We start from the raw sequence: 20,029 nt of genomic DNA, 5'->3' as shown, positions 1-20,029 counted from the left end.
ATACATGGCTGCCAAAGAAATTCTTTTCGATTCCAAGGCTCGTGAGAAGCTGAAACGCGGCGTCGACAAGCTGGCCAACGCCGTGAAGGTCACCCTTGGACCCAAGGGCCGCAACGTGGTCATCGAGAAGTCCTTCGGCTCCCCGGTCATCACCAAGGACGGCGTCACCGTGGCCAAGGAAATCGAACTGGAAGATAAGTTCGAGAACATGGGCGCCCAGATGGTCAAGGAAGTCGCTTCCAAGACCTCTGACATCGCTGGCGACGGCACCACCACCGCCACCATCCTGGCCCAGGCCATCTACTCCGAGGGCGTCAAGCTCGTGGCCGCCGGCCGCAACCCCATGGCCATCAAGCGCGGCATCGACAAGGCTGTTGCCTCCGTCGTCGCCGAGCTGGAGACCCTGGCCAAGCCCACCCGCGATCAGAAAGAAATCGCCCAGGTCGGCACCATTTCCGCCAACTCCGACGCCACCATCGGCAACATCATTGCCGAAGCCATGAACAAGGTCGGCAAAGAAGGCGTCATCACCGTCGAGGAAGCCAAGGGCATGGAAACCACCCTTGACGTCGTCGAAGGCATGCAGTTCGACCGCGGCTACCTCTCCCCCTATTTCATCACCGATCCCGAGCGCATGGTGTGCGAGCTCGACGAGCCGCTGATTCTCATCAACGAGAAGAAAATCACCGCCATGAAGGATCTGCTGCCGGTTCTGGAGCAGGTGGCCAAGATGAGCCGCCCGCTGCTGATCGTGGCTGAAGACATCGAGGGCGAGGCTCTGGCCACCCTGGTTGTCAACAAGCTGCGCGGCACCCTGCAGGTTTGCGCCGTCAAGGCCCCGGGCTTTGGCGACCGCCGCAAGGCCATGCTCGAAGACATCGCCGTCCTCACCGGCGGCCAGTGTGTCTCCGAAGACCTGGGGCTTAAGCTCGAGAACATGACCCTGACCGACCTTGGCAAGGCCAAGCGCGTCATCGTTGACAAGGAAAACTCCACCATCGTTGATGGCGCTGGCGACGGCGACAAGATCAAGGCTCGCGTGAAGCAGATCCGTGCCCAGATCGACGAGACCACCTCCAGCTACGACAAAGAGAAGCTGCAGGAGCGTCTGGCCAAGATCGTCGGCGGTGTGGCCGTCATCAATGTCGGCGCGGCCACCGAGACCGAGATGAAAGAGAAGAAGGCCCGCGTCGAAGATGCCCTCAACGCCACCCGTGCGGCTGTTGAAGAAGGCATCGTCCCCGGCGGCGGCGTCGCCCTGGTCCGTTGCGTCAAGAGCCTGACCACCATCAAGGCCGTTGACGACGACGAGCAGTCCGGCATCGAGATCGTGCGTCGCGCCATCGAAGAGCCCCTGCGCCAGATCGCCGGCAACGCCGGTTTCGAAGGCTCCATCGTTGTCGCCAAGGTGCGCGACGGCAAGGACGGCTTCGGCTTTAACGCCTCCACCGGCGAATACGAAGACCTGATCAAGGCCGGCGTCATCGACCCCAAAAAGGTCACCCGCATTGCCCTGCAGAACTCTGCTTCCGTGGCCGGCCTGCTCCTGACCACCGAGGCGGCCATTGCCGAAAAGCCCGACACCAAGAAAGACATGCCCGCCATGCCCGGCGGCGGCATGGGTGGCATGGGCGGCATGTACTAGCCGACCGTTTCCTCCAGGTTACCGTCAAGGGGGCCGCGCGCTGCGCGGCCCCCTTTTTTGCGTTTTTCCCCTCTGCGTGACCGGTGCAAGCCATATTCCTCCCCGTCTCCACCACACCCCGCGCCCCCCCTCCCCGTTGACCAGCCACGCCCCGCCGGGCTATCCCAGGGCAGCCTCAGCTTAAGGAGTCGCCATGCCCGACGCCACGCCCAACGACCAGACCAACCACCCCTACGACCTCAATAACCCCCAGGTGCTTCTCGCCTGGCAGCGCAACCACTTAGCCAATGAACGCACTTTTTTGGCCTGGTGCCGCACGGGGCTGGCCCTTTTCGGCTTCAGCTTCGTCATCGAACGCTTTGATTTCTTTATCCGCCAATTGCAAAACGTACCCATGTTCGAGGGCATGGCCCAAAAGCATCTGCACACCGAGGCCGTCACCCTGTCCACCTTTGCGGCAGGCGTTTTGGTCATGGTTGTGGCGGTGTGGCGCTTCTGGTACATCCGACGCTGCATCAATACCGGAGCCAAGGCCTTTACCCCGACCCCGGACATCATTTTCACCGTGGCCGTGGTCGGCCTGATTGTCGGCCTGACTTCGGTCTTCTGGCATCTGATTCTCCAGTAACCCTGCGCAGGGGAGGAGTCGCCATGCGACCAGCGTCCATGCTTTTTCTGGCGCTTGTGGCCGTCAGTCTGGCCCTGCCGGTCCCGGCCCAGGCGGCCAACGCTTCATCGCGTCTGGCCGTCGCCCTGGCCGCAGCAACCGCCGCCCGCCTGGACGACGCCCTGACCGCTGTGGAACAAAGCGCCAGGGGGCTCGGCACGGCCTACCGCGATCTGGCCCGCGACACCCCGGCACCACCCCCGGAAGAACGCAGCCGGGCGCTTCTAAGCTACGCCTTAAAAGACGGGACCGTGGCCTTTCGCGATTTAGCCGGCCCCTGCGGCCCCGAGCCGGCAGCCAAGGCCCTGTGCCAGTCGCTTTTTTTCTACGACGGCGAAAATTTCACCGACCAGACCTTTCGCGAGATGGCCACCCTGACCCGGCTGGCCCCGGCCATGGCCGCCGCCTACGAGTCCCTGCCCTATTCCTGGGTCTATCTGACCACACCAGGGCAAAGCTTCGCCATCTATCCTCATCTGCCCCTGGCCGAGGCCGTCAATAATTACAAGCCCACGGAAAAAGGCTTTTACACCATAGCCGATGTTGCCGGCAAAGCCTGCGGCTGGGAATCGCCCTATCTCGATCTGGCCGGCGACGGCATGATGGTCACGGTCTCCTGCCCGGTCTTTGACGGCGAGACACTGTTGGCCGTCGCCTCACGCGACGTGACCATCGGCCAGCTCTCCAAACGCGTCCTGGCCGATCTGACCATCATTCCCGGGGCCAGGGCCTTTCTCATCAATCGGCGCGGCAAAGCCATCGCCGCCAGCGACCCAACGCTGGCCGCCTTTATTGACGCCGAAAACGGCAAGGCCGGCGACGCGGTCGTCTATTTCCGGGCGGATCGGGGACTGGCCGCCATGGGCCTGGAAAAAGGGATGAACTCGCCGGATGAAACGGTCAACGCTGTTGGCGAAGCTGTCATCGAACGGGCCGAGACGGAAAAAAACTGGCCCATGGCCTTTGAGCACGGCAAGGAGCTGGTGCTGGCCGCCAGACTTCGCACCACCGGCTGGTATCTGGTCCTCGCCGTGCCGCAAAAGGCGGTCCGGTGAACAACAACCAGCCCTCTCCCCACGGCGGCAACCTGCGCGCCCTGGCCGCTGCCAGCGGCCGCCCCCCTGCCGGGATCATCGACGCCTCGGCCAGCATCAATCCGCTGGGGCCGCCCCCTTGGCTGCGCGACGTGTTAAGCGCCGGCGTGGCCGAACTGGTCCATTATCCCGACCCGGAAGCAACCGAGCTTATTGCCGCCGCCGTCGCCCGCTACGGCGCGCCAGCCTCGCATTTCGTGGCCGGCAACGGCACCAGCGAGCTCCTTTTCGCCCTGCCCCGCTGCACCGGTCTGGCCCGGGCGGTCATCCCCTCCCCGGCCTACGCCGACTACGCCGTGGCCTGCCACAAGGCCGGCATGGACGTGCGCCGCCTGCCCGGTTCGGAACTCGACGGCTTTGCCCTGCACACCGAGCGCATCGAAGCGGTCCTGCGCTCGCCGTCCCTGGTCATCATCGCCAGCCCGGCCAACCCCACAGGCCTTGTGGCCGATGCCGCCGCCATCGTGGACATGGCCGGCCGCCATCCCCAGAGCCTTTTTGTGGTGGACGAGGCCTTTGCCGATTTCGTCCCCGATTTTCACAGTCTGGCCGGCACCCGGCCCCATAACGTGGCCGTACTGCTCTCGCTGACCAAAAGCTTTGCCATCCCGGGCCTGCGCCTGGGCCTTTTGGCCGCCAGCCCCGATCTGGCCGACTGGGTGCGCCGCACCCTGCCCCCTTGGTCGGTGGGTTCCCTGGCCCAGGCGGTTGGCGCGCGCGCCCTGGCCGACGCCGACTATCTGGCCGCCACCCGCCGGGCGCTGCCGCCCCTGCGCGACGCCTTGGCCGCTGGCCTCACCTCCCTGGGCCTGACGGTCTTTGCCGGCGCAGCCAATTTCCTGCTGGCCCGGCTTTCCCTGACCGGCCCCAACGCCCCGGAAGTCTGCCAGCGTATGCTGGTCGAGCACGGCGTGGCCCTTCGCGACTGCTCCAATTTTTCCGGCCTCTCCGACCGCTATCTGCGTCTGGCCGTGCGTCCCGAGGCCGAAACCGAGCGCATCGTCAACGGTCTGGCCCAGGTTCTTAACGCCTGCCCCCTGCCGGCCTCTCGGCCCCAACGCCGCGCCCCGGCACTCATGCTCCAGGGCACGACCTCCAACGCCGGCAAATCCGTGCTGACCGCCGGTATCTGCCGCCTGCTCACCCGGGCCGGCTATACCGTGGCCCCGTTTAAATCCCAAAACATGTCGCTCAATTCCGGGGTCACGGCTGACGGCCTGGAAATGGGCCGGGCGCAAATCGTCCAGGCCAGGGCCTGCCGGCTGGCCCCGGATGTGCGCATGAACCCCATACTTCTCAAACCCACCTCCGATCTCGGCTCCCAGGTCATTGTCCTTGGCAAACCGGTCGGAACCATGCGGGTGGGCGAGTACATCAATTATAAACCCACCGCCTTTGCCGCCGCCGTTGCTGCCTACGACGCCCTGGCCGCCACCGCCGACGTCATGGTCATCGAGGGTGCGGGCAGCCCGGCCGAAGTCAATTTAAAGGCCCACGACATCGTCAACATGGCCATGGCCCGCCATGCCGGGGCGCGGGTACTCCTTGCCGCCGATATCGACCGGGGCGGAGCCTATGCCGGCTTGCTCGGGACCATGGAATGCCTGCCCGAGGATGAGCGGGCTTTGGTTGCCGGCTATGTGCTCAACCGCTTCCGGGGTGACGCCACGCTGCTCGCCCCGGCCAACGCCTTTTTACAAGCACGCACCGGACGCGACGTACTGGCTGTCGTGCCGTTTCTGCCCGATCTGGGGTTGCCGGAAGAGGATTCGGTGACTTTTAAAGATGGCGGCGCCCTGCCCGAAACGCCGCCTGAGCGGGCCGACCTCCTGGACATCGCGGTCATCGATCTGCCCCACGGGTCCAATTTCACCGACCTGGACGCCTTTGCCGTGGAGGCCGATGTCCGGGCGCGCCGGGTGACCACGGCCCAACTCCTGGGCCAGCCCGACGCCGTGGTCATTCCCGGCAGCAAAAACACCCTGGCCGATCTGGCCTGGTTGCGGGAAACGGGACTGGCCGACGCCATTTTGGCCTTGGCCGGCACGGGGAAGACCGAGGTGGTGGGACTTTGCGCCGGCTTGCAGATGCTGGGCGCGACAGTGGGCGATCCGCTGGGCCTGGAATCCGGGCGCGGCGAGGCGGCAGGGCTGGCACTTTTGCCGTTGGGGACCACCCTGGCCGCCGAAAAAACCCTGGCCCTGACCAACGCCGTCCACGAACCGACCGGCTTGGCCCTTTCCGGCTACGAGATCCACCACGGCCGGACCACGCCCGGGGACGGCCTGGCTGTGGCCGTGCGCCGCGCCGACGGCGAACCCATCGGCTACGCCCGGTCCGACCTCCCGGTCTGGGGGGCCTATCTGCACGGGATTTTCGACGCCAACGCCTATCGCCGGGCCTTTTGCAACGGCCTGCGCCAGCGGCGGGGGCTGGAGACGGTGGAGCGCGTGACGACCTATGACCTGGAACCGGCACTCGACCGGCTGGCCGACGTCATCGAAGCCAGCCTGGGCCTCACCACCGTGCGCCGGCTCCTTGGGCTGTAGAGCCGCCGTCTAGGGTCGGCACAATAGGGCGCAATCCCCTGCGCCGCAGGCTCTGATGCTTCTGCCTTTCCCGGGCGAACCGGGCTGTCGCAATGCGGGCTGCCGTGCTCGCCGCGCTTCGCGGTGAGGGTCGGCAGCCCACATTGCGACAGCCCATGCGGCGCAGCCGCCAAGCGCTCCCGCGCCAACAGTCTTCCCGCACCCCCGCGTCCGCCCCAGCCCCTTACCCCGTCCAATCTCTACCCCACCAGGGGGTCCGGGGGGCCGTCGCCCCCCGGCAGGTCCAGGGCAGCGCCCTGGCAGGGTCCGGGACGGCGTCCCGGTGGGGTCCGGGGCAACGCCCCGGTAGGGGGCCGGGGCAACGCCCCGGTAGGGGGCCGGGGCAACGCCCCGGTAGCCTTACTCGTATTTTTTGGCGTAGGCGGCGTCGTTGTAGAGGGCTTCGCCGTGGGCGTCTTTGCCGAAGGTATTGATTATTTTCTGGCCTTGGGGGGAAGCGACGAAGGCTATAAATCCTGTGGCCAGTTCGGAGGCTGGTTTGCCGTCGGTTTGGCGGCACAGGGCGTGGTAGGTATTGACGAGTTTTTTGTCGCCGGAAAAGAGGATTGCCAGTTTGGGGGTATTGTTTTTTTCAGCGGCCCAGGTGCTGCTGTCGGTCATGAAGTAGCCGCCTTCGTCGTTGGCGCGTTTGAGTGTGGCGGTCATGAAGGCTTTGGTGACCACGTACCAGTCGCCGGCAGGTTCGAGACCGGCATCTTTCCAGGTATCCATTTCTTTTTTGTGGGTACCGGAGTTGTCGCCGCGCGAGAAGAATTTGGCCTGGGCTTTGGCGATCTTGTTGTAGGCGTCGGCGGCGGTGGTGGCTTTGGCGATGCCGGCCGGGTCGCTGGCCGGCCCGACGATAAAGAATTCATTGGAGCCTATGAGTGTTGCGCAACCGGCCCAGCCGTCGGCCACGGCTTTTTTCTCGGCGGCCGGGGCATGGACCATGATCATGTCCACTTCGCCGCTTTTGAGCAGATCAAGGGATTGCCCGGAACCGGCTTTGACCCAGTCCAGGCGGCAGCCTTTGGGGGTGCAGTAGCTTTCGCCGAGGACTTTGAGCAGTCCGAGTTCACCGGGGCTGCCGGTGGCCAGGGTGAAGGTCTGGGGGCCGGGACCATAACTTTCTTCGGCCTTGGGGCCGGCCTGGGCGGTGGCGGTGAGCAGACACAGGGCCAGGGTCACGAGACTGAGCAGGCGCATGGCGAGTCCTCCGGAATACTATTTTCATATATTCTACAGCATCCATGTCAACCGATGTCAACAATTTCCTTCATAAACAGGTATTTATGTTATTTTTGGCGAGCAGCCGCGACGGGTCAGAAAGGCTTTACACGTAATGTCGTTACGTGTTTTTAATACATCCAGGCGCGGGGCTGCCCGCGGGAAGGACGTATGGACCGGACTGATTTCAGCCATATTCTCGGCCGCAGATTGCGGCATCTGCGACGGTTGCGCGGCCTGACCCAGGCCACGCTGGCTGAGCGGTCCGGCATCTCCTTGGAACATTGCAACAAAGTGGAGCGCGGGGCGGCCGCACCGTCTTTGGCCGTCATTGAGGCCTTTTGTCTGGCCCTGGAAGTGGACCCGGCGGTGCTGTTTCTTTTTGGCCGGGGCGAGAAAGACGCGTTGGACGCCTCCATCGACTGGGCTGCGGCCCATGCCCGGCTGGGGGTGTTTTCCTGGCGGCTGGGCAGCGACCTGATCCGCGCGGCGGCGTCGTTGCGGCGGCTGCTTGGCCATGGCGGCAAGGCGCGCCAGGAAGCGGCGTTGACTTTTTTTGAAGGGGTGTTTCCCCAAAGTCTCGATGCGGCCAGGGCGGCCTGGGCCGCCCTGGCCGCTCCTGGCGACCGCCAGGCCCTGGGTGTGCTGTTTTGCCGCCACAACGGCGAAACGCGGCACGGCAGTCTGGTGCTGGAGCTTGTGGGCAAGGACCGCGAGGACGTGATGGGCACGGGCGTGCTTGTGGACGTGTCCGAGCCGTACCGCCTGGAGCGCATGGTCCGCACCGAGGCCGCGCTGGTTGATCGCCGGGTGCGCGAGCGGACGGTCCGGCTGGAGCGGGCCATTGAACGCCTGAACCGGGAAAATACCGATCTGGCGCTGCGGGAGGGCCGCTATCGCGCCGTGTTTGACCATGCCCCGCTAGGCATTGCCCTCAGCACGCCCCAGGGGCGTTATCTGCAAGCCAATGCCGCCCTGGCCAGCCTGTACGGCTATGATTCGCCGCAAGAGCTGATGCAGACCGTCACGGACATCGGCGGCCAGCTGTATGCCGATCCTGTTCGGCGCCACGAGTTGGAACGGCAACTGGCCGAGACCGGCCGGCTGGAACGATTCGAGACAGTCATGCGCCAGCGTGACGGGACAGAGTTGGCCACCCGGCGGGAAGTGCGCGCCGTTTGCGACCCCCAGGGCGAAACGCTTCATTTCGAACATTTCGTGCAGGACTGCTCGGCCATAGACAGCGCCGAACAATATCTGCGCCGCTATGCCCGCATCATTGCCGCCTCCTCAGACTTGGTGAGCCTGATGGACCCGCAGGGCGTCTATCTGTTCGTCAACGACGCCTATGTGCGCGTCTTTGGCCGGCCGCGCGAGGCCATTATCGGGCACAACGTGGCGGAGTTCCTCGACCCGGACTATGTCAAACAAGTGCTGCTCCCGCGTCTGACCGAGTGCATGAACGGGAAAAACGTCCATTTCGACCGCTGGGTGACGCTGCCGGCCCTGGGCCGCCGCTATCTGTCCATCCATTATTCGCCCTGGTCCGAGGAAAACCCCGATCTGCGCTGCGTGGTGGTCAGCGCCCGCGATCTGACCGACACGCGGCTGGCCGTGGAGGAATTGCGGGAAAGCGAAAAGACCACTTCCCTTTTGTATCGGGTCTCCAGCGCCGTGGCCACGGAAGAGGACATGGACAGCCTGTTCGCGGCCATCCGCAACATCCTGGGCGAGGCCCTCGATGTCCGGGAATTCTGCATTGCCCTGGCCGACCGGGAACGCGACTGCCTGGACTACGCCCTGTTTACCAGCCAATCCGAGTCCCAGCCGCCGCCCATCACCGGCCTGAACAACCGGATCATCCCCCTGACCAAAGACAATTTCAGCGACTTCAAGGAATCCAGCGTCCTGGTCGAGGTCATGCGCACGGCCCACCCCCTGCTGGTCACCCGCCGGGTGATGCGGCTGACCGGCTTGACCTGTCCCGGACGCACCCCTGAAATCTGGCTGGGGGTTCCCATCCGGGTGCGCCAGGAAGTGCTCGGGGTCATGGCGGTGCGCCATTATTCCAATCCGGCCCAGTTCGGCAAAAAGGAGGCGGAACTGCTCCTGTCCGTGGCCGAGCAGCTCGCCCTTGGCGTGGAACGCCGCCGCAATCTGGCCGCCCTGCACGCGGCCAAGGAGGAGGCCGACCGGGCCAACCAGGCCAAAAGCCGCTTCCTGGCCAGCATGAGCCATGAAATCCGCACGCCCATGAACGCCATCCTGGGCCTGACCGACCTGACGCTTGGCACCGCGCTTTCGCCGGAACAACGCGATTATCTGGAGACCGTCCACGAAGCGGCCCGGCATCTGCTGGGCATCTTAAACGATGTTCTGGATTTCTCGAAGATCGAGGCCCGCCAGATGGAATTGGAGCTGGTGGATTACGATCTGCATGCGGTGCTGCGCGCCGTGGTCAAGACCCTGGAGGTCTCGGCCCGGGACAAAGGCCTGTGGCTCAGCCTGGATATCACCCCGGGTGTTCCCCATCAGGTCTGCGGCGATCCGGGCAAGGTTCGCCAGATTCTGGTCAATCTCGTGGGCAATGCCGTCAAATTTACCGCCAGCGGCGGTGTGTCCCTGCGGGCCTGCCATGCCTGCCCTGCCCCGGACGGCATCGCCCGGCTGGAATTTTCCGTGGCCGACACCGGCATCGGCATCGAGCCGGAACTTAGCGACATCATTTTCGAGAGCTTCCGCCAAGCCGACAATTCCACGGCCAGGCACTTCGGCGGCTCAGGCCTGGGGCTGGCCATCAGCCGCGATCTGGCCCGGCTCATGGGCGGCGAGATCCGGGTGGCCTCCACCCCGGGCAAGGGCAGCCGCTTCACCCTGTCCGTTCCCCTGGTCGCGGGCTGCCAGACCAACGATACGGCCGACCACCTCCAAGCGCCCAAGCCCGCCAGACGGGGCCTTAAGGTGCTGTTGGCCGAGGACAACCCGGTCAATATCAAGCTTATGGACATCCATCTGCATAAGCTCGGGCACGAGGCCGTGGCCGCCACCTCCGGCGAGGCCGCCCTGGCGGCCCTGGCCGATACCGACTTCGATCTCGTGCTCATGGACATTGAGATGCCGTCCATGGACGGTCTTACCGCCGCCCGGCTCATCCGGGCCGGCGGCCGCATTGATGCGCCGGTGTTCAATCCGCAGGTACCCATCGTGGCCGTCACCGCCCATGTCTCCACAGAGGTGCGCCAGGCCTGCGTCGAAGCCGGGATGAACGCGTATCTCGGCAAACCGATCAATCTCGAGGAGTTAGCCCTGACAATCGAACGCCTGGCCCGACCGGCAGCCCAGACCGGGGACGCATCGCCCGGGGACACTTCGCCTGAACCAGCCCGGACACCGCCGCCACACACAGAACCGGCCTGCCCTCCCGGCCCCCAGGGGGTGCTGGATGTGGAATGGGCCCTCACGCGCCTGGGCGTCGATCAGGCGACGTTTGCCCCCATCCTTTCCATCTCCCTGGTGGAGTTTGAAAAACGCCTGGAGGCGGCCGGCCACGCCCTGGCAGGGCACGACATGGCCGGCCTGGCCCTGCACGCCCACACCATGAAGTCGGCGGCCGCCACCATCGGTGCTGCCCGGTGCCAGGAACTGGCCGCCGCCCTGGAACGCGCCGGCAACACGCGACAAAACGAACAGGCAGAACTGTTGTTGCGCCAACTCATACAAGCTTTTCACGCCGTCCACGTTTGCTGCGGCCAGATGTGACGCCGCCTGGACGCCGTGCCCAAACCGTCAACCCTTTGCGCCCACTCCAGCCCCCGACGGCTGGTACAGGAAAACCGCCATGCCCACCCTGCTCATTGCCGACGATTCCATGTTCCAGCGTTTTCAGGCGTCAAAAATAGCCAAAGAGGCCGGCTTCACCGTCCTTGAGGCCAAGGACGGCGAAGAGTGCCTGCGCATCGTGCGGGAACACCGTCCCGACGCCCTGCTCCTGGACCTCAACATGCCTGATCCGGGTGGCATCGCGGTCATGGAAGTCTTGTCCCGGGAACTGCCGGGCATCCGTATCTGCGTGGTTACGGCCGACATCCAGGAGACCACCCGGGCGCGCTGCATGGAACTCGGGGCCTGCGTGTTCCTCAATAAACCCGTCGATATGGGCGTCTTGCGCCAAACCCTTGCAGCCCTTGTCTAGCGAAAAGGCCCACACTGCCATGCCGCTTACCTCCTTGCAGCTCGACATCATCCAGGAATTGATCAATATCGGGGTCGGCCGGGCCGCCGGCATGCTCAACCAGATGGTCAACACCCACATCCAGCTCCAGGTGCCGGTCCTGCGGGTCTTGACCCCCGGGCAATTGGCCGACCAGTATGCCGCCCGGTCCAATTCGATCTTTTCTGCCGTACAGCTCTCGTTTACCGGCGAATTCGCCGGCATAAGCGCGCTCATTTTTCCGCCCGATTCCGCCTCCAAGCTCGTGCGCGTGGTGCTCGGCCAGGGAGCCATGCCCGAAGACGAAGGCATGCGCACGGCCACCTTGCAGGAAGTGGGCAATATCGTGCTCAACGGCGTCATGGGCTCCATCGCCAATATCCTGCGCGAACCTTTGCGCTATTCGCCCCCGGACTACCTCGAATCCGACATCGCCTCCATCATCGGCACCGGCACCGGCATGATCCTGGTGGCCAGCACCCAGTTCAGCATGAAAGACCACCTCATTGACGGCGAGGTGCTCATCATCTTCAGCCTCTCGTCGTTTGATTCGCTGCTCGGAGCCATCGACACCCTGGCCGCCGGTTAAGCGCCTGACGGCCGTTGATGCTCGTGTGGCATGGGACAATTGCCGAACGCGACACTAGAAGTCGTAACGCAGCCGCAGCGCGCCGCCCGGTGCGCCGCCTGTGTCATAGGTTTTCAGCCGCGAGCCGCTTTCCCGGTACAGCGTCATGGTACCCGGCAGGGCGTAGAGCGCCCCGAGGCTGATCCCCAGCCCCCGGGCCGGGTAGACGTCCACCCAGGCACCGACCCGGGCTGAAAAAAGATCGGCCACGCCGTCCGGGGCCGCCGGATTGTCCTCGGCCAGTCGATACTGGCCGCCTTCGATGCCGCCGGTCAGACGCAGGCCCCACCAGGAACCGCCGCGCCAGGCCACTTCCGTGCGCGGGAAACCCAGTTCGGCGGTCAACTCCGGCAGGGAGTCCGGTGCGTAGCGAAACGAGAGCAGCGGCACGGCCTGCACCGCCACAGGCGTCAGGGAAACGCCTCCGCCCACGGTCATACGCCACTGCCGGCCCAGAGGCAGGCTCAGGCCGGCCAGGGCCGTGCCGCCAAGGCCCCTGGCGGTGAGCGCCTTTTCATAGCCCATCGTGCCGCGCAGTCCGACAAAGCCACTGATGTCGTCCCACAACCCGCCCTGCACCGTCAGACCGGCCTCCAGACGGGAGAGGCGCTCAAAGGGTGCCTGGCCGGCGAACGGCAACCGGCCCACGTTGGAAAAAGCATACTGTCCGGTCACATAGCCCAGATCCACCCCCACCGTTCCGGTGTCGTAGGTGATCTTGGCCTCCTCCTGCCACACCGACATTGAAGCCCCCGACACTTTGGCCGGGGCCACGTAACTACCCTCGCCCGACAGGCCCAGGCCCTCGCCCCAGGCAGGCTTTGTCGCGCCGTCCTGGCGGGCGGCGGCCGCACCCATGGTGCCAAGCGCCTCTTCCACTTCCACGCCTTCCCCTTCGGCGGCCCGGGCCTCGCTGATGGCGGCCAGCAGCAAGGCTGCCGCCAGCAACCCCAACCCAAACACGACTTGCTGCACGATCCTGGCGCGCGGGGAGTCGCCGGCCAGGGGCCGGCAGTAATGCCACAAACGGTTCATACAAACCTCCTTGACTGGTTGGACGACCACCTTGCCGACTAGCTGGGTGGCGTTTGTCACTTTGCGGTGACATTATAAACCCAAAATACGCTCCGGCTTGATCCCCTGACCAACGACGACCGCCGACGACCGACAGCGGCCAACGGTGGCCGGAGCAGCTTGCCCGACTCTGTTGTCACTTTGCAGTGACACAATTTGCCCAAAAAAAGGCCGCGCCTCAACCCTGGTCCAGCACCCCGCGGATGATGCACCCGATCATGGCCTCCAGGCGATCCCAACTGGCCGGGTTATCCAGCGGCAGGCCAACAAAGTTTGGTTCGTGCAGTTCCCGCACGACCAGATGGTGGATGGCCGCACCGATCAGGGCGTTGAAAGCGGTGAGGTCCACCGGCGGCAAGGCCACGCCGGCGGAGACCAGTTCCAGGAAGTCCTGCCCTACCTCGGCCCGGGTGGTATCCAGGGCCTCGGTCAGCTCATTGTGTTCGAGAAACCGCCAGGACAGAATCTCCTGGGTCAACGGCCGCGTCCGGATGGCGCGCAGATAGTTGCGGGCCGCCGCCACCATCCGTTCAGTGAAGGACAGGGCCAAAAAAGCCTGCCTGTCGCCGCCGGCCAGTTCGTCCACATCGGGCCAGAAGTCGCCCTCCCGGGAAAAGGCGGCCACCAGCCCGGGCAACCCGTCGAAGTAGCGGTAGATAAGCACCTTATCCACCCCGGCCTCGCGGGCCACGGCATTGACCCCGACGGCCCGGAAGCCTTGCCGGGCCAGTACCCGCCCAACAGCGGCAATGAGCCGGCGTTTGGTGGCCTCGCGGTCTTTTGGCAGGCCTGGGGCATTTTTGGGGGAACGGGCGACAGCCATGGCTGCGTCTTAGTCACCGGCAAGTGACATTGTCAACGGGTTTCTCCGGCCCACGCGCCAGGGGCAGGGATTTATTTGACGAGACGCCGGCGCATGCCGACCAGGGAGAGCGGGATAAAAACCGCAGCAAAGGCGGCCAGCACGGCAGCGCTGCCCAGGGAAGCCGGACCAAGGAGGCCCAGGCAGGCCGAGCGCGTCAACTCGGCCAGATGATAGAGCGGCAACGTCGAAGCCAGCCCGGCCGCCCAGGCCGGCAGGCCGGTCAGGGGGAAAAAGGTGCCGGAGAAAAGAAACATAGGGGTGATGACCAGAAAGACCGGAATGTTGAACATGTCGATGGAGGACGTGACACTGGTGAAGGCCATGCCCATGGCCCCAAAGGTCAGCCCGCCGAGAAAGGCGATGGGCAGCACAGCCAGGGCCTGCCAGCTCGGCGCATAGCCCAGGGCAGCCACGACAGCCAGCATGGCTGCGGCGGCAATGACCGCCCGGGTGGCCCCCCAGACGATTTCGGCCACGATGATCTCGTCAACGGTGAGCGGCGTTGCCAGCAGGGAATCGTAGGTTTTTTGGTAAAACATGCGCACAAACGAACTGTACGATGTTTCCAAAAAGGCCTGCCACATGACCGTGGCCGCCAGCATGGACGGGGCGAAAAAGTCGGTGTAGCTCATGGCCCGGCCGTGCCAGACGACCTCGCTGATAAGCCCTGAAAAACCCAGGCCAAAGGCCAGCAGATAAAACAGCGGCTCGAGCATGGGCGGCAGGAAATTGATCACCCAGATGCGGCGATAGACCCGCAGATTGCGCCGCCAGACCGCCAGGAAAAGCCAGGAAAAGCGTGCGTCCGTGATCATTCCCGAAGCTCCCTGCCGGTTAAGCGCAAAAACACGTCTTCCAGGGTGGCGGCCCGGATAAAGCCCGCTTCGGCGCAAAAGCGCTCCCGCAAAGCAATAAGCGCCGCCTTGTCGTCCCCATAGACAATAAGACGCCGCCCCGAGCGGTCAAAGCGGATGCCCGCTTCGTGCAGATGCTCGGCCATGGCCTCTTCCGGGGACTCCACCTCCAGGGCGTAGCACCCGGCCCGGGCGGCCACCAGGGCTGCCGGCACGCCCTCGGCCGCCACCCGGCCATGATCGATGATGCACAGCCGGTCGCAAAACCGCTCGGCCTCCTCCATGGCGTGGGTGGTCAAAAGGATGGTCATCCCCTGGCGTTTGAGATCGAGCAGCCGGTCCCAGAGGGTGTTTCGCGACTGGGGATCAAGGCCGGTGGTCGGTTCGTCGAGGATGAGCAGGTCCGGGCGGTTGATAATGGCCCGGGCCAGCATGAGGCGCCGCGCCATGCCGCCGGAGAGTTCGTCGTATTGGAAGCGCTTTTTGGCTTCCAGGGCGAAAAAGGCCAGCAGTTCGGCGGCCCGGACCTCGGCCTCGCGCCTTTTGATGCCGAAATAGCTGGCAAAAACCAGCAGGTTTTCCAGGACGCTCAAATCCGGGTCCAGGGTGTTGCCCTGCTGGCAGACCCCGAGTCTGGCCCGGATGCGCCGAAAACCGGTGCGTATGTCCTGGCCAAAGACCTGGATGGTGCCGCCGGTTGCGGGGGAAAAGCCGTAGATCATGCGGATGGTGGTGGTCTTGCCGGCCCCGTTGGGACCAAGCAGGCCGAAGCATTCGCCCCGGCGCACGGCAAAGCTCACGCTGTCCACAGCCGTAAACGTGCCGTAGGTCTTGTGCGCCGCCGCGACAGACAGAACCGGTTGCTCGTCGGTAATCTCCATGAGCATCCTCTACGCCAGGACGCGGCAGTCTGCCAGAGGGTTTTTGGGGCTGGGCACCGCGATGGCGCAGACCGGCCTTTAGCGGCGCTCGGTCTTTTCTTTGTCCAGACGCAGGGATCGGCGAAAGCGCTTGTCCAGGGTCTCCTCGAAAAAGTTCTGCAACACCCGCCGGTATTTCTTGAGATAGTATTGGCGATCAAAAAACTTTTGCTTGTCGCGGTATTTGATCATGGTCGAAGGGTTAAAATAGGCCACGGCATTTTTCGGGGTCAGGACAAAGGGCGGCAGGCCCTCCTGGACCAGGATGTAGCTGGCCACCAGCGCCCCGGTGCGGTGGTTGCCTTCGAGAAAAAGCTGCGGCTGGCTGACACCCAGCACATAGACCCCGGCTGCCCGGCGCACAGCGGACTTGTGGCGCTTGGCCTCGTACCAGTCGGCGATCTCGCCAATGCCGTTGGCGAACCGGTGGCGGGTTTCCAGCAGATGGGAGCCGTATTCCAGGCGCACGCTGTCGTTATCGCCGCACAGCACGATGTGGTTGAGTTCCAGGATATGGTCGAGGCCCGAAGGCGAAAAGACCTCCACCCCGTCTTCCAGCAACTGGTCCACGTAGGCGTAGCCCAAGAGCAGATTGGCGATGATCTGGTCGGTGAGCGGCTCACGGCGCATGAGCAGATGTTCGCTTATGCGCTCGAAACCGGCCTGCACGGCGCGCAGGGATTCCTCGATGCGGTCGAGGTCGAGACGGTACTCTTTGTGGCTGCTCATGCACGGTGTTCCTGGACTTTTTTTCTGGCGGCCCGCAGGTGGCACGGCCTAGCATGTAGCCATAAGCCTGCCCCTTGTCTATGTATCTGAAAAAGGCCGCCCCGACGAGTCGGAGCGGCCTTTTGGCATCATATGGAGGCAGGCCTACGCGGCGGAAGCGCTCTGGGGCCGGCGGGGACGCTGGCTGCCGCCGTCGGCGGAAGCGCCGAAGGAGGGGCGGCGGTCGTCGGTGCGCGGCCGGTCGGTACGGGGACGCTCACCCTGGGGACGGTCGGCGCGGGGACGGTCGCCCTGGGGGCGGTCGTCGCGCGGGCGGTCGCCCTGGGCCGAAGCGGCGTGGGCCGGACGGGCATTGCGATCACCGTAGGAGCGGTCGCCCGAGGGACGATTGCCGTAGGGACGGTCGCCCTGGCGGCCCCGGTCGCCGTAGCTGGGGCGACGGGTCGGGTAGCGCGAAGGCGCAGCCGAGCGGCGGAATTCGCCGGGCTCGGGCTCAAAGCCGGCCAGCTCGCGACGCGGCAGGGGCTTTTTCATATGGGACTCGATGGCGCGGACCATGCCGACGTCTTCGCCGGTGACGAAGGTGTGGGCCTGACCGTCATGTTCGGCCCGGCCGGTGCGGCCGATGCGGTGGGTGTAGGCCTCGGCGGTGTCCGGGATATCGAAGTTGATGACGTGGCCCACCTCGGAAACGTCAATGCCCCGGGCGGCGATGTCGGTCGCCACCAGCACCTGGAACGAACCGCGACGGAAGCCTTCCATGGCGATCTGGCGCTGGCGCTGGGACAGGTTGCCCTGCAGGCAGGTGGCCTTATGGCCGGAGCGGCACAGTTGCAGGGCCAGATTCTTGGCCCGGTGCTTGGTGCGGGTGAAAACGATGACCGACGACTTTCCGGCCTCGCCCAGCAGATGCAGGAGCAGCGGGGCCTTCTGGTTGTGGGACACCGGGTAGATGGCATGTTCCACCGTGGACAGGGGGGCCAGATGGCCGATACGCACGGTGACCGGATCGGTCAGCGTCTCGCCAGCCAGGCCGGAGATGGCCGAAGGCATGGTGGCGGAGAACAGCAGCGTCTGGCGGCTGGCCGGCAGAGCGGACAGGATGCGCTTGATATCGGGCAAAAAGCCCATGTCGAACATGTGGTCGGCTTCGTCGAGAACCAGCGTCTCCAGGCCGTCGAAACGGACGTTGCCCTGGTTCATGTGGTCAAGCAGACGGCCCGGGCAGGCGACGATGATGTCCACGCCCTGGCGCAAAGCCCGGGTTTGCGGGAACATGCCGACGCCGCCGTAGATGACCGTGGCGCGCAGACGCGTGCCGCGCATGAAGTCAAGGACGGAGCGGAAAATCTGTTCGGCCAGCTCGCGGGTCGGGGCCAGGATCAGGGTGCGCGGCGAGCGGGACTTGGCCGGGGTGGTCAGCAAACGGTGCAGGATCGGCAGTACGAAGGCAGCGGTTTTGCCGGTGCCGGTCTGGGCCAGACCCATCAGATCGCGTCCTTCCAGAATCTGCGGGATGGATTCGGTCTGGATGGGGGTGGGGTTTTCGTAGCCGATGCGCTTGATATTGGCGACAAGGGAAGCGTGGAGGCAAAAAGAATCGAAGCTCAAAAGGATATCCTTTGGCAAGACGTGTATCCGCGCAACTGTAAAATTCGCGCGCGGGGGCGATCGGCGATGCGAGAAACGGAAGCTGCGGGCCGCGTCAGGAATCGGAAGATCGGGGCCAGTGGCCATCGGGGGGATAAGGCGTTCCGGGTGGGAGTGACGAGTTTGCAGCGAGACCACGTCACGGGAACGGTGCCCTGGACCGATGAATGCCAAAACGTCAGAATACGGATTTTGCGACGGTTGTCAACCAGGCAGCTCGGAAATAGCCTTGGTTTTTGTCCCGACCGAGGGTAAACAGCTGCAAACACCGGAGTTTCCATGAAGGATCAAAAACGGGCCACGCGCTATGCCCTGGCTACCGTCGCCATGTGGTCCACGGTGGCCTCGGCCTTTAAGCTGTCCCTGGCCCACTTGACCCCGCTGCAATTGCTCTTTTTCGCCAGTCTGGCTTCGTGCCTGACCCTGGCCGCCATCCTGGCCGCAACCGGCCGGCTCGGGCTGGTGCGCGCGCTCAGCCGCGCCCAATGGCGGCGCTCGTTTCTTTTGGGCGCGCTCAATCCGTTCCTTTATTATACGATCCTTTTTGCCGCCTACGATCTGCTGCCGGCCCAGGAGGCCCAGCCGCTCAACTACACCTGGGCCATCACCCTGTCACTGCTCGCCGTGCCCATGCTCGGCCAGAAGCTGCGCGGCCGGGATGTTGCGGCGCTGGTGGTGAGCTATGCCGGCGTGGTGGTCATCGCCACCCACGGCGACGTGCTGGGCCTGCACTTTGCCAGCCCGTCCGGCGTGGTCCTGGCGCTTGTCTCCACGGTGGTCTGGGCGCTCTACTGGATTCTCGGCACCAAAGACGACCGCGATCCGGTCGTCGGGCTGCTCGCCAATTTCCTGTGCAGCCTGCCGCTCACGCTTTTGGCCGTCCTGTGCTTCTCCAACCTCTGGCCCGACTCCTGGCAGGGGCTGGCCGGCGCAGCCTACGTCGGCGTCTTCGAGATGGGGCTGGCCTTTGTGACGTGGCTGACCGCGCTTAAATGCGCCGAAAACGCCGCGCGAGTGGCGAATCTGATTTTTCTCTCACCGTTTTGCTCGCTGCTGCTGATCCATTTCTTCGTGGGGGAGGCCATATTGCCGTCCACCGTGGTCGGGCTGGGGCTGATTCTGGCGGGGTTGGGGGTGCAGCGAGGCCTTTAACACGTCTTGACATTTGAAAAAACATATAATACTTATTAATTAATATTAACGAGGAACTTATGAAATACTTCAACTTGTTTATTATTTTTTTGCTTTTCCCCGCCTGTGCTGCTCTTGCGGGTACTAACCATTTGAAGAATGAAATTGACGCCTTCGTCGCAAATATGTCACTTGAAGAGTGTGTTGGACAGGTGCTTCTGGTCGGATTACCGGCTTCATTTGAAGAGGTCGAGAGATATGATGATATAAAAAAAATGATTACAGAGCTTCACGTGGGGGGATTTTACGTTACAAACTATAACTACAGAAGTTCCTCTAAATATTCACACGAAGCAAAGATCAACAAAATTATTTCATTTCATAACTACCTTCAGATTGAAGCAGCACAAAATAAGAACCCTGTGCCTCTTTTTATCGCTGGCGATTTTGAAACACCAGGAATTAATTCATTAACTGGCATTATACATCCCCCGATAGAGCCACTTGCCTTGTCCATGGTAAACGGGAAACTTATTTCGATGGCTGGCCAAGTATTAGCTACCCAGCTTCGCACGCTTGGAGTTAATATGGTATTGGGTCCTAATTTAGATTTAGATCAACAATCATTTCTGTCCGGCTAATTTAGAAGAGATAGCCTGCTAGAATTGTTTGGTTTTAAGCGTTGCCGTCGCGGGTCAATGAGGTCGAGAATTTCACATTGCTGAAACAGATTTCGTTGCACCAGCC

At 63.8% G+C, this 20,029-nt stretch carries 16 protein-coding genes; 9 read left to right on the top strand and 7 right to left on the bottom strand.

From position 1 onward, the window contains the following. The first annotated feature begins 4 nt into the window (after window positions 1-4). The 4 genes from groL to GTA51_RS15585 all read left to right on the top strand — a co-directional run bounded on the left by groL (window position 5) and on the right by GTA51_RS15585 (window position 5,955). Window positions 5-1,645: a chaperonin GroEL gene (gene groL, locus GTA51_RS15600; RefSeq protein WP_160962687.1), complete on the top strand. Its 1,641-nt coding sequence runs from the start codon at window positions 5-7 to the stop codon at window positions 1,643-1,645. Between the two features lie 193 nt (window positions 1,646-1,838). Further along, window positions 1,839-2,273, top strand: a complete 435-nt coding sequence (locus GTA51_RS15595) for a YidH family protein (RefSeq protein WP_160962685.1) — start codon at window positions 1,839-1,841, stop codon at window positions 2,271-2,273. Between the two features lie 23 nt (window positions 2,274-2,296). Next, the gene (locus GTA51_RS15590; protein WP_160962683.1) at window positions 2,297-3,367 is read left to right on the top strand and encodes a PDC sensor domain-containing protein; all 1,071 of its coding nucleotides are present in this window, start codon (window positions 2,297-2,299) and stop codon (window positions 3,365-3,367) included. Then, window positions 3,364-5,955: a cobyric acid synthase gene (locus GTA51_RS15585; protein WP_160962681.1), complete on the top strand. Its 2,592-nt coding sequence runs from the start codon at window positions 3,364-3,366 to the stop codon at window positions 5,953-5,955. Before GTA51_RS15590 ends, GTA51_RS15585 begins: the two co-directional genes overlap by 4 nt. Window positions 5,956-6,354: 399 nt before the next feature. Here the strand turns inward: GTA51_RS15585 and GTA51_RS15580 are convergent, their stop codons facing one another. Then, the gene (locus GTA51_RS15580) at window positions 6,355-7,200 is read right to left on the bottom strand and encodes an ABC transporter substrate-binding protein (protein ID WP_160962679.1); all 846 of its coding nucleotides are present in this window, start codon (window positions 7,198-7,200) and stop codon (window positions 6,355-6,357) included. Between the two features lie 192 nt (window positions 7,201-7,392). Here GTA51_RS15580 and GTA51_RS15575 point away from each other — a divergent pair, with 192 nt between their 5' ends. The 3 genes from GTA51_RS15575 (at window position 7,393) to GTA51_RS15565 (ending at window position 12,020) form a co-directional block, all read left to right on the top strand. After that, the gene (locus GTA51_RS15575) at window positions 7,393-10,980 is read left to right on the top strand and encodes an ATP-binding protein (protein ID WP_160962677.1); all 3,588 of its coding nucleotides are present in this window, start codon (window positions 7,393-7,395) and stop codon (window positions 10,978-10,980) included. A gap of 79 nt (window positions 10,981-11,059) precedes the next feature. Then, a complete protein-coding gene (locus GTA51_RS15570) occupies window positions 11,060-11,413 on the top strand; it encodes a response regulator (protein ID WP_160962675.1) in 354 nt (117 codons plus the stop codon). A gap of 19 nt (window positions 11,414-11,432) precedes the next feature. Then, entirely contained in the window at window positions 11,433-12,020 is a 588-nt protein-coding gene (locus GTA51_RS15565; protein ID WP_160962673.1) for a chemotaxis protein CheC, read from the top strand. Between the two features lie 54 nt (window positions 12,021-12,074). Here the strand turns inward: GTA51_RS15565 and GTA51_RS15560 are convergent, their stop codons facing one another. The 6 genes from GTA51_RS15560 to GTA51_RS15535 all read right to left on the bottom strand — a co-directional run bounded on the left by GTA51_RS15560 (window position 12,075) and on the right by GTA51_RS15535 (window position 18,112). Then, on the bottom strand, window positions 12,075-13,094 hold the full coding sequence (locus tag GTA51_RS15560) for a hypothetical protein (protein WP_160962671.1): 1,020 nt from the start codon (window positions 13,092-13,094) through the stop codon (window positions 12,075-12,077). 217 nt (window positions 13,095-13,311) lie between these two features. Continuing rightward, the gene (locus GTA51_RS15555; protein WP_160962669.1) at window positions 13,312-13,956 is read right to left on the bottom strand and encodes a TetR/AcrR family transcriptional regulator; all 645 of its coding nucleotides are present in this window, start codon (window positions 13,954-13,956) and stop codon (window positions 13,312-13,314) included. 71 nt (window positions 13,957-14,027) lie between these two features. Further along, window positions 14,028-14,813, bottom strand: a complete 786-nt coding sequence (locus GTA51_RS15550) for an ABC transporter permease (protein ID WP_160962667.1) — start codon at window positions 14,811-14,813, stop codon at window positions 14,028-14,030. After that, entirely contained in the window at window positions 14,810-15,733 is a 924-nt protein-coding gene (locus tag GTA51_RS15545) for an ABC transporter ATP-binding protein (protein WP_160962665.1), read from the bottom strand. Before GTA51_RS15545 ends, GTA51_RS15550 begins: the two co-directional genes overlap by 4 nt. Window positions 15,734-15,811: 78 nt before the next feature. Then, window positions 15,812-16,501: a hypothetical protein gene (locus tag GTA51_RS15540; RefSeq protein WP_160962663.1), complete on the bottom strand. Its 690-nt coding sequence runs from the start codon at window positions 16,499-16,501 to the stop codon at window positions 15,812-15,814. Between the two features lie 144 nt (window positions 16,502-16,645). Further along, complete coding sequence (locus GTA51_RS15535; RefSeq protein WP_160962661.1) at window positions 16,646-18,112, bottom strand: DEAD/DEAH box helicase; 1,467 nt, start codon at window positions 18,110-18,112, stop codon at window positions 16,646-16,648. A 318-nt stretch (window positions 18,113-18,430) separates the two neighbouring features. On the opposite strand from GTA51_RS15535, the gene GTA51_RS15530 reads away from it, so the two are divergent. Beyond that, a complete protein-coding gene (locus GTA51_RS15530) occupies window positions 18,431-19,303 on the top strand; it encodes a DMT family transporter (protein WP_160962659.1) in 873 nt (290 codons plus the stop codon). A gap of 59 nt (window positions 19,304-19,362) precedes the next feature. Continuing rightward, window positions 19,363-19,923, top strand: coding sequence for a glycoside hydrolase family 3 N-terminal domain-containing protein (locus tag GTA51_RS15525; RefSeq protein ID WP_160962657.1), 561 nt, complete (start codon window positions 19,363-19,365; stop codon window positions 19,921-19,923). Window positions 19,924-20,029 lie beyond the last annotated feature (106 nt).

This window comes from Solidesulfovibrio aerotolerans, assembly GCF_009856865.1.
Taxonomy (GTDB): Bacteria; Desulfobacterota; Desulfovibrionia; order Desulfovibrionales; family Desulfovibrionaceae; genus Solidesulfovibrio; species Solidesulfovibrio aerotolerans.
The sequence above is the reverse complement of the archived record's forward strand: the minus strand, read 5'-3'. Positions and strand labels throughout refer to the sequence as shown.

Coding starts and splice junctions, on each gene's coding strand:
- groL (WP_160962687.1), top strand. CDS start 5: ATGGCTGCCAAAGAAATTCTTTTCGATTCCAAGGCTCGTGAGAAGCTG.
- GTA51_RS15595 (WP_160962685.1), top strand. CDS start 1,839: ATGCCCGACGCCACGCCCAACGACCAGACCAACCACCCCTACGACCTC.
- GTA51_RS15590 (WP_160962683.1), top strand. CDS start 2,297: ATGCGACCAGCGTCCATGCTTTTTCTGGCGCTTGTGGCCGTCAGTCTG.
- GTA51_RS15580 (WP_160962679.1), bottom strand. CDS start 7,200: ATGCGCCTGCTCAGTCTCGTGACCCTGGCCCTGTGTCTGCTCACCGCC.
- GTA51_RS15575 (WP_160962677.1), top strand. CDS start 7,393: ATGGACCGGACTGATTTCAGCCATATTCTCGGCCGCAGATTGCGGCAT.
- GTA51_RS15570 (WP_160962675.1), top strand. CDS start 11,060: ATGCCCACCCTGCTCATTGCCGACGATTCCATGTTCCAGCGTTTTCAG.
- GTA51_RS15565 (WP_160962673.1), top strand. CDS start 11,433: ATGCCGCTTACCTCCTTGCAGCTCGACATCATCCAGGAATTGATCAAT.
- GTA51_RS15560 (WP_160962671.1), bottom strand. CDS start 13,094: ATGAACCGTTTGTGGCATTACTGCCGGCCCCTGGCCGGCGACTCCCCG.
- GTA51_RS15555 (WP_160962669.1), bottom strand. CDS start 13,956: ATGGCTGTCGCCCGTTCCCCCAAAAATGCCCCAGGCCTGCCAAAAGAC.
- GTA51_RS15550 (WP_160962667.1), bottom strand. CDS start 14,813: ATGATCACGGACGCACGCTTTTCCTGGCTTTTCCTGGCGGTCTGGCGG.
- GTA51_RS15545 (WP_160962665.1), bottom strand. CDS start 15,733: ATGGAGATTACCGACGAGCAACCGGTTCTGTCTGTCGCGGCGGCGCAC.
- GTA51_RS15540 (WP_160962663.1), bottom strand. CDS start 16,501: ATGAGCAGCCACAAAGAGTACCGTCTCGACCTCGACCGCATCGAGGAA.
- GTA51_RS15530 (WP_160962659.1), top strand. CDS start 18,431: ATGAAGGATCAAAAACGGGCCACGCGCTATGCCCTGGCTACCGTCGCC.
- GTA51_RS15525 (WP_160962657.1), top strand. CDS start 19,363: ATGAAATACTTCAACTTGTTTATTATTTTTTTGCTTTTCCCCGCCTGT.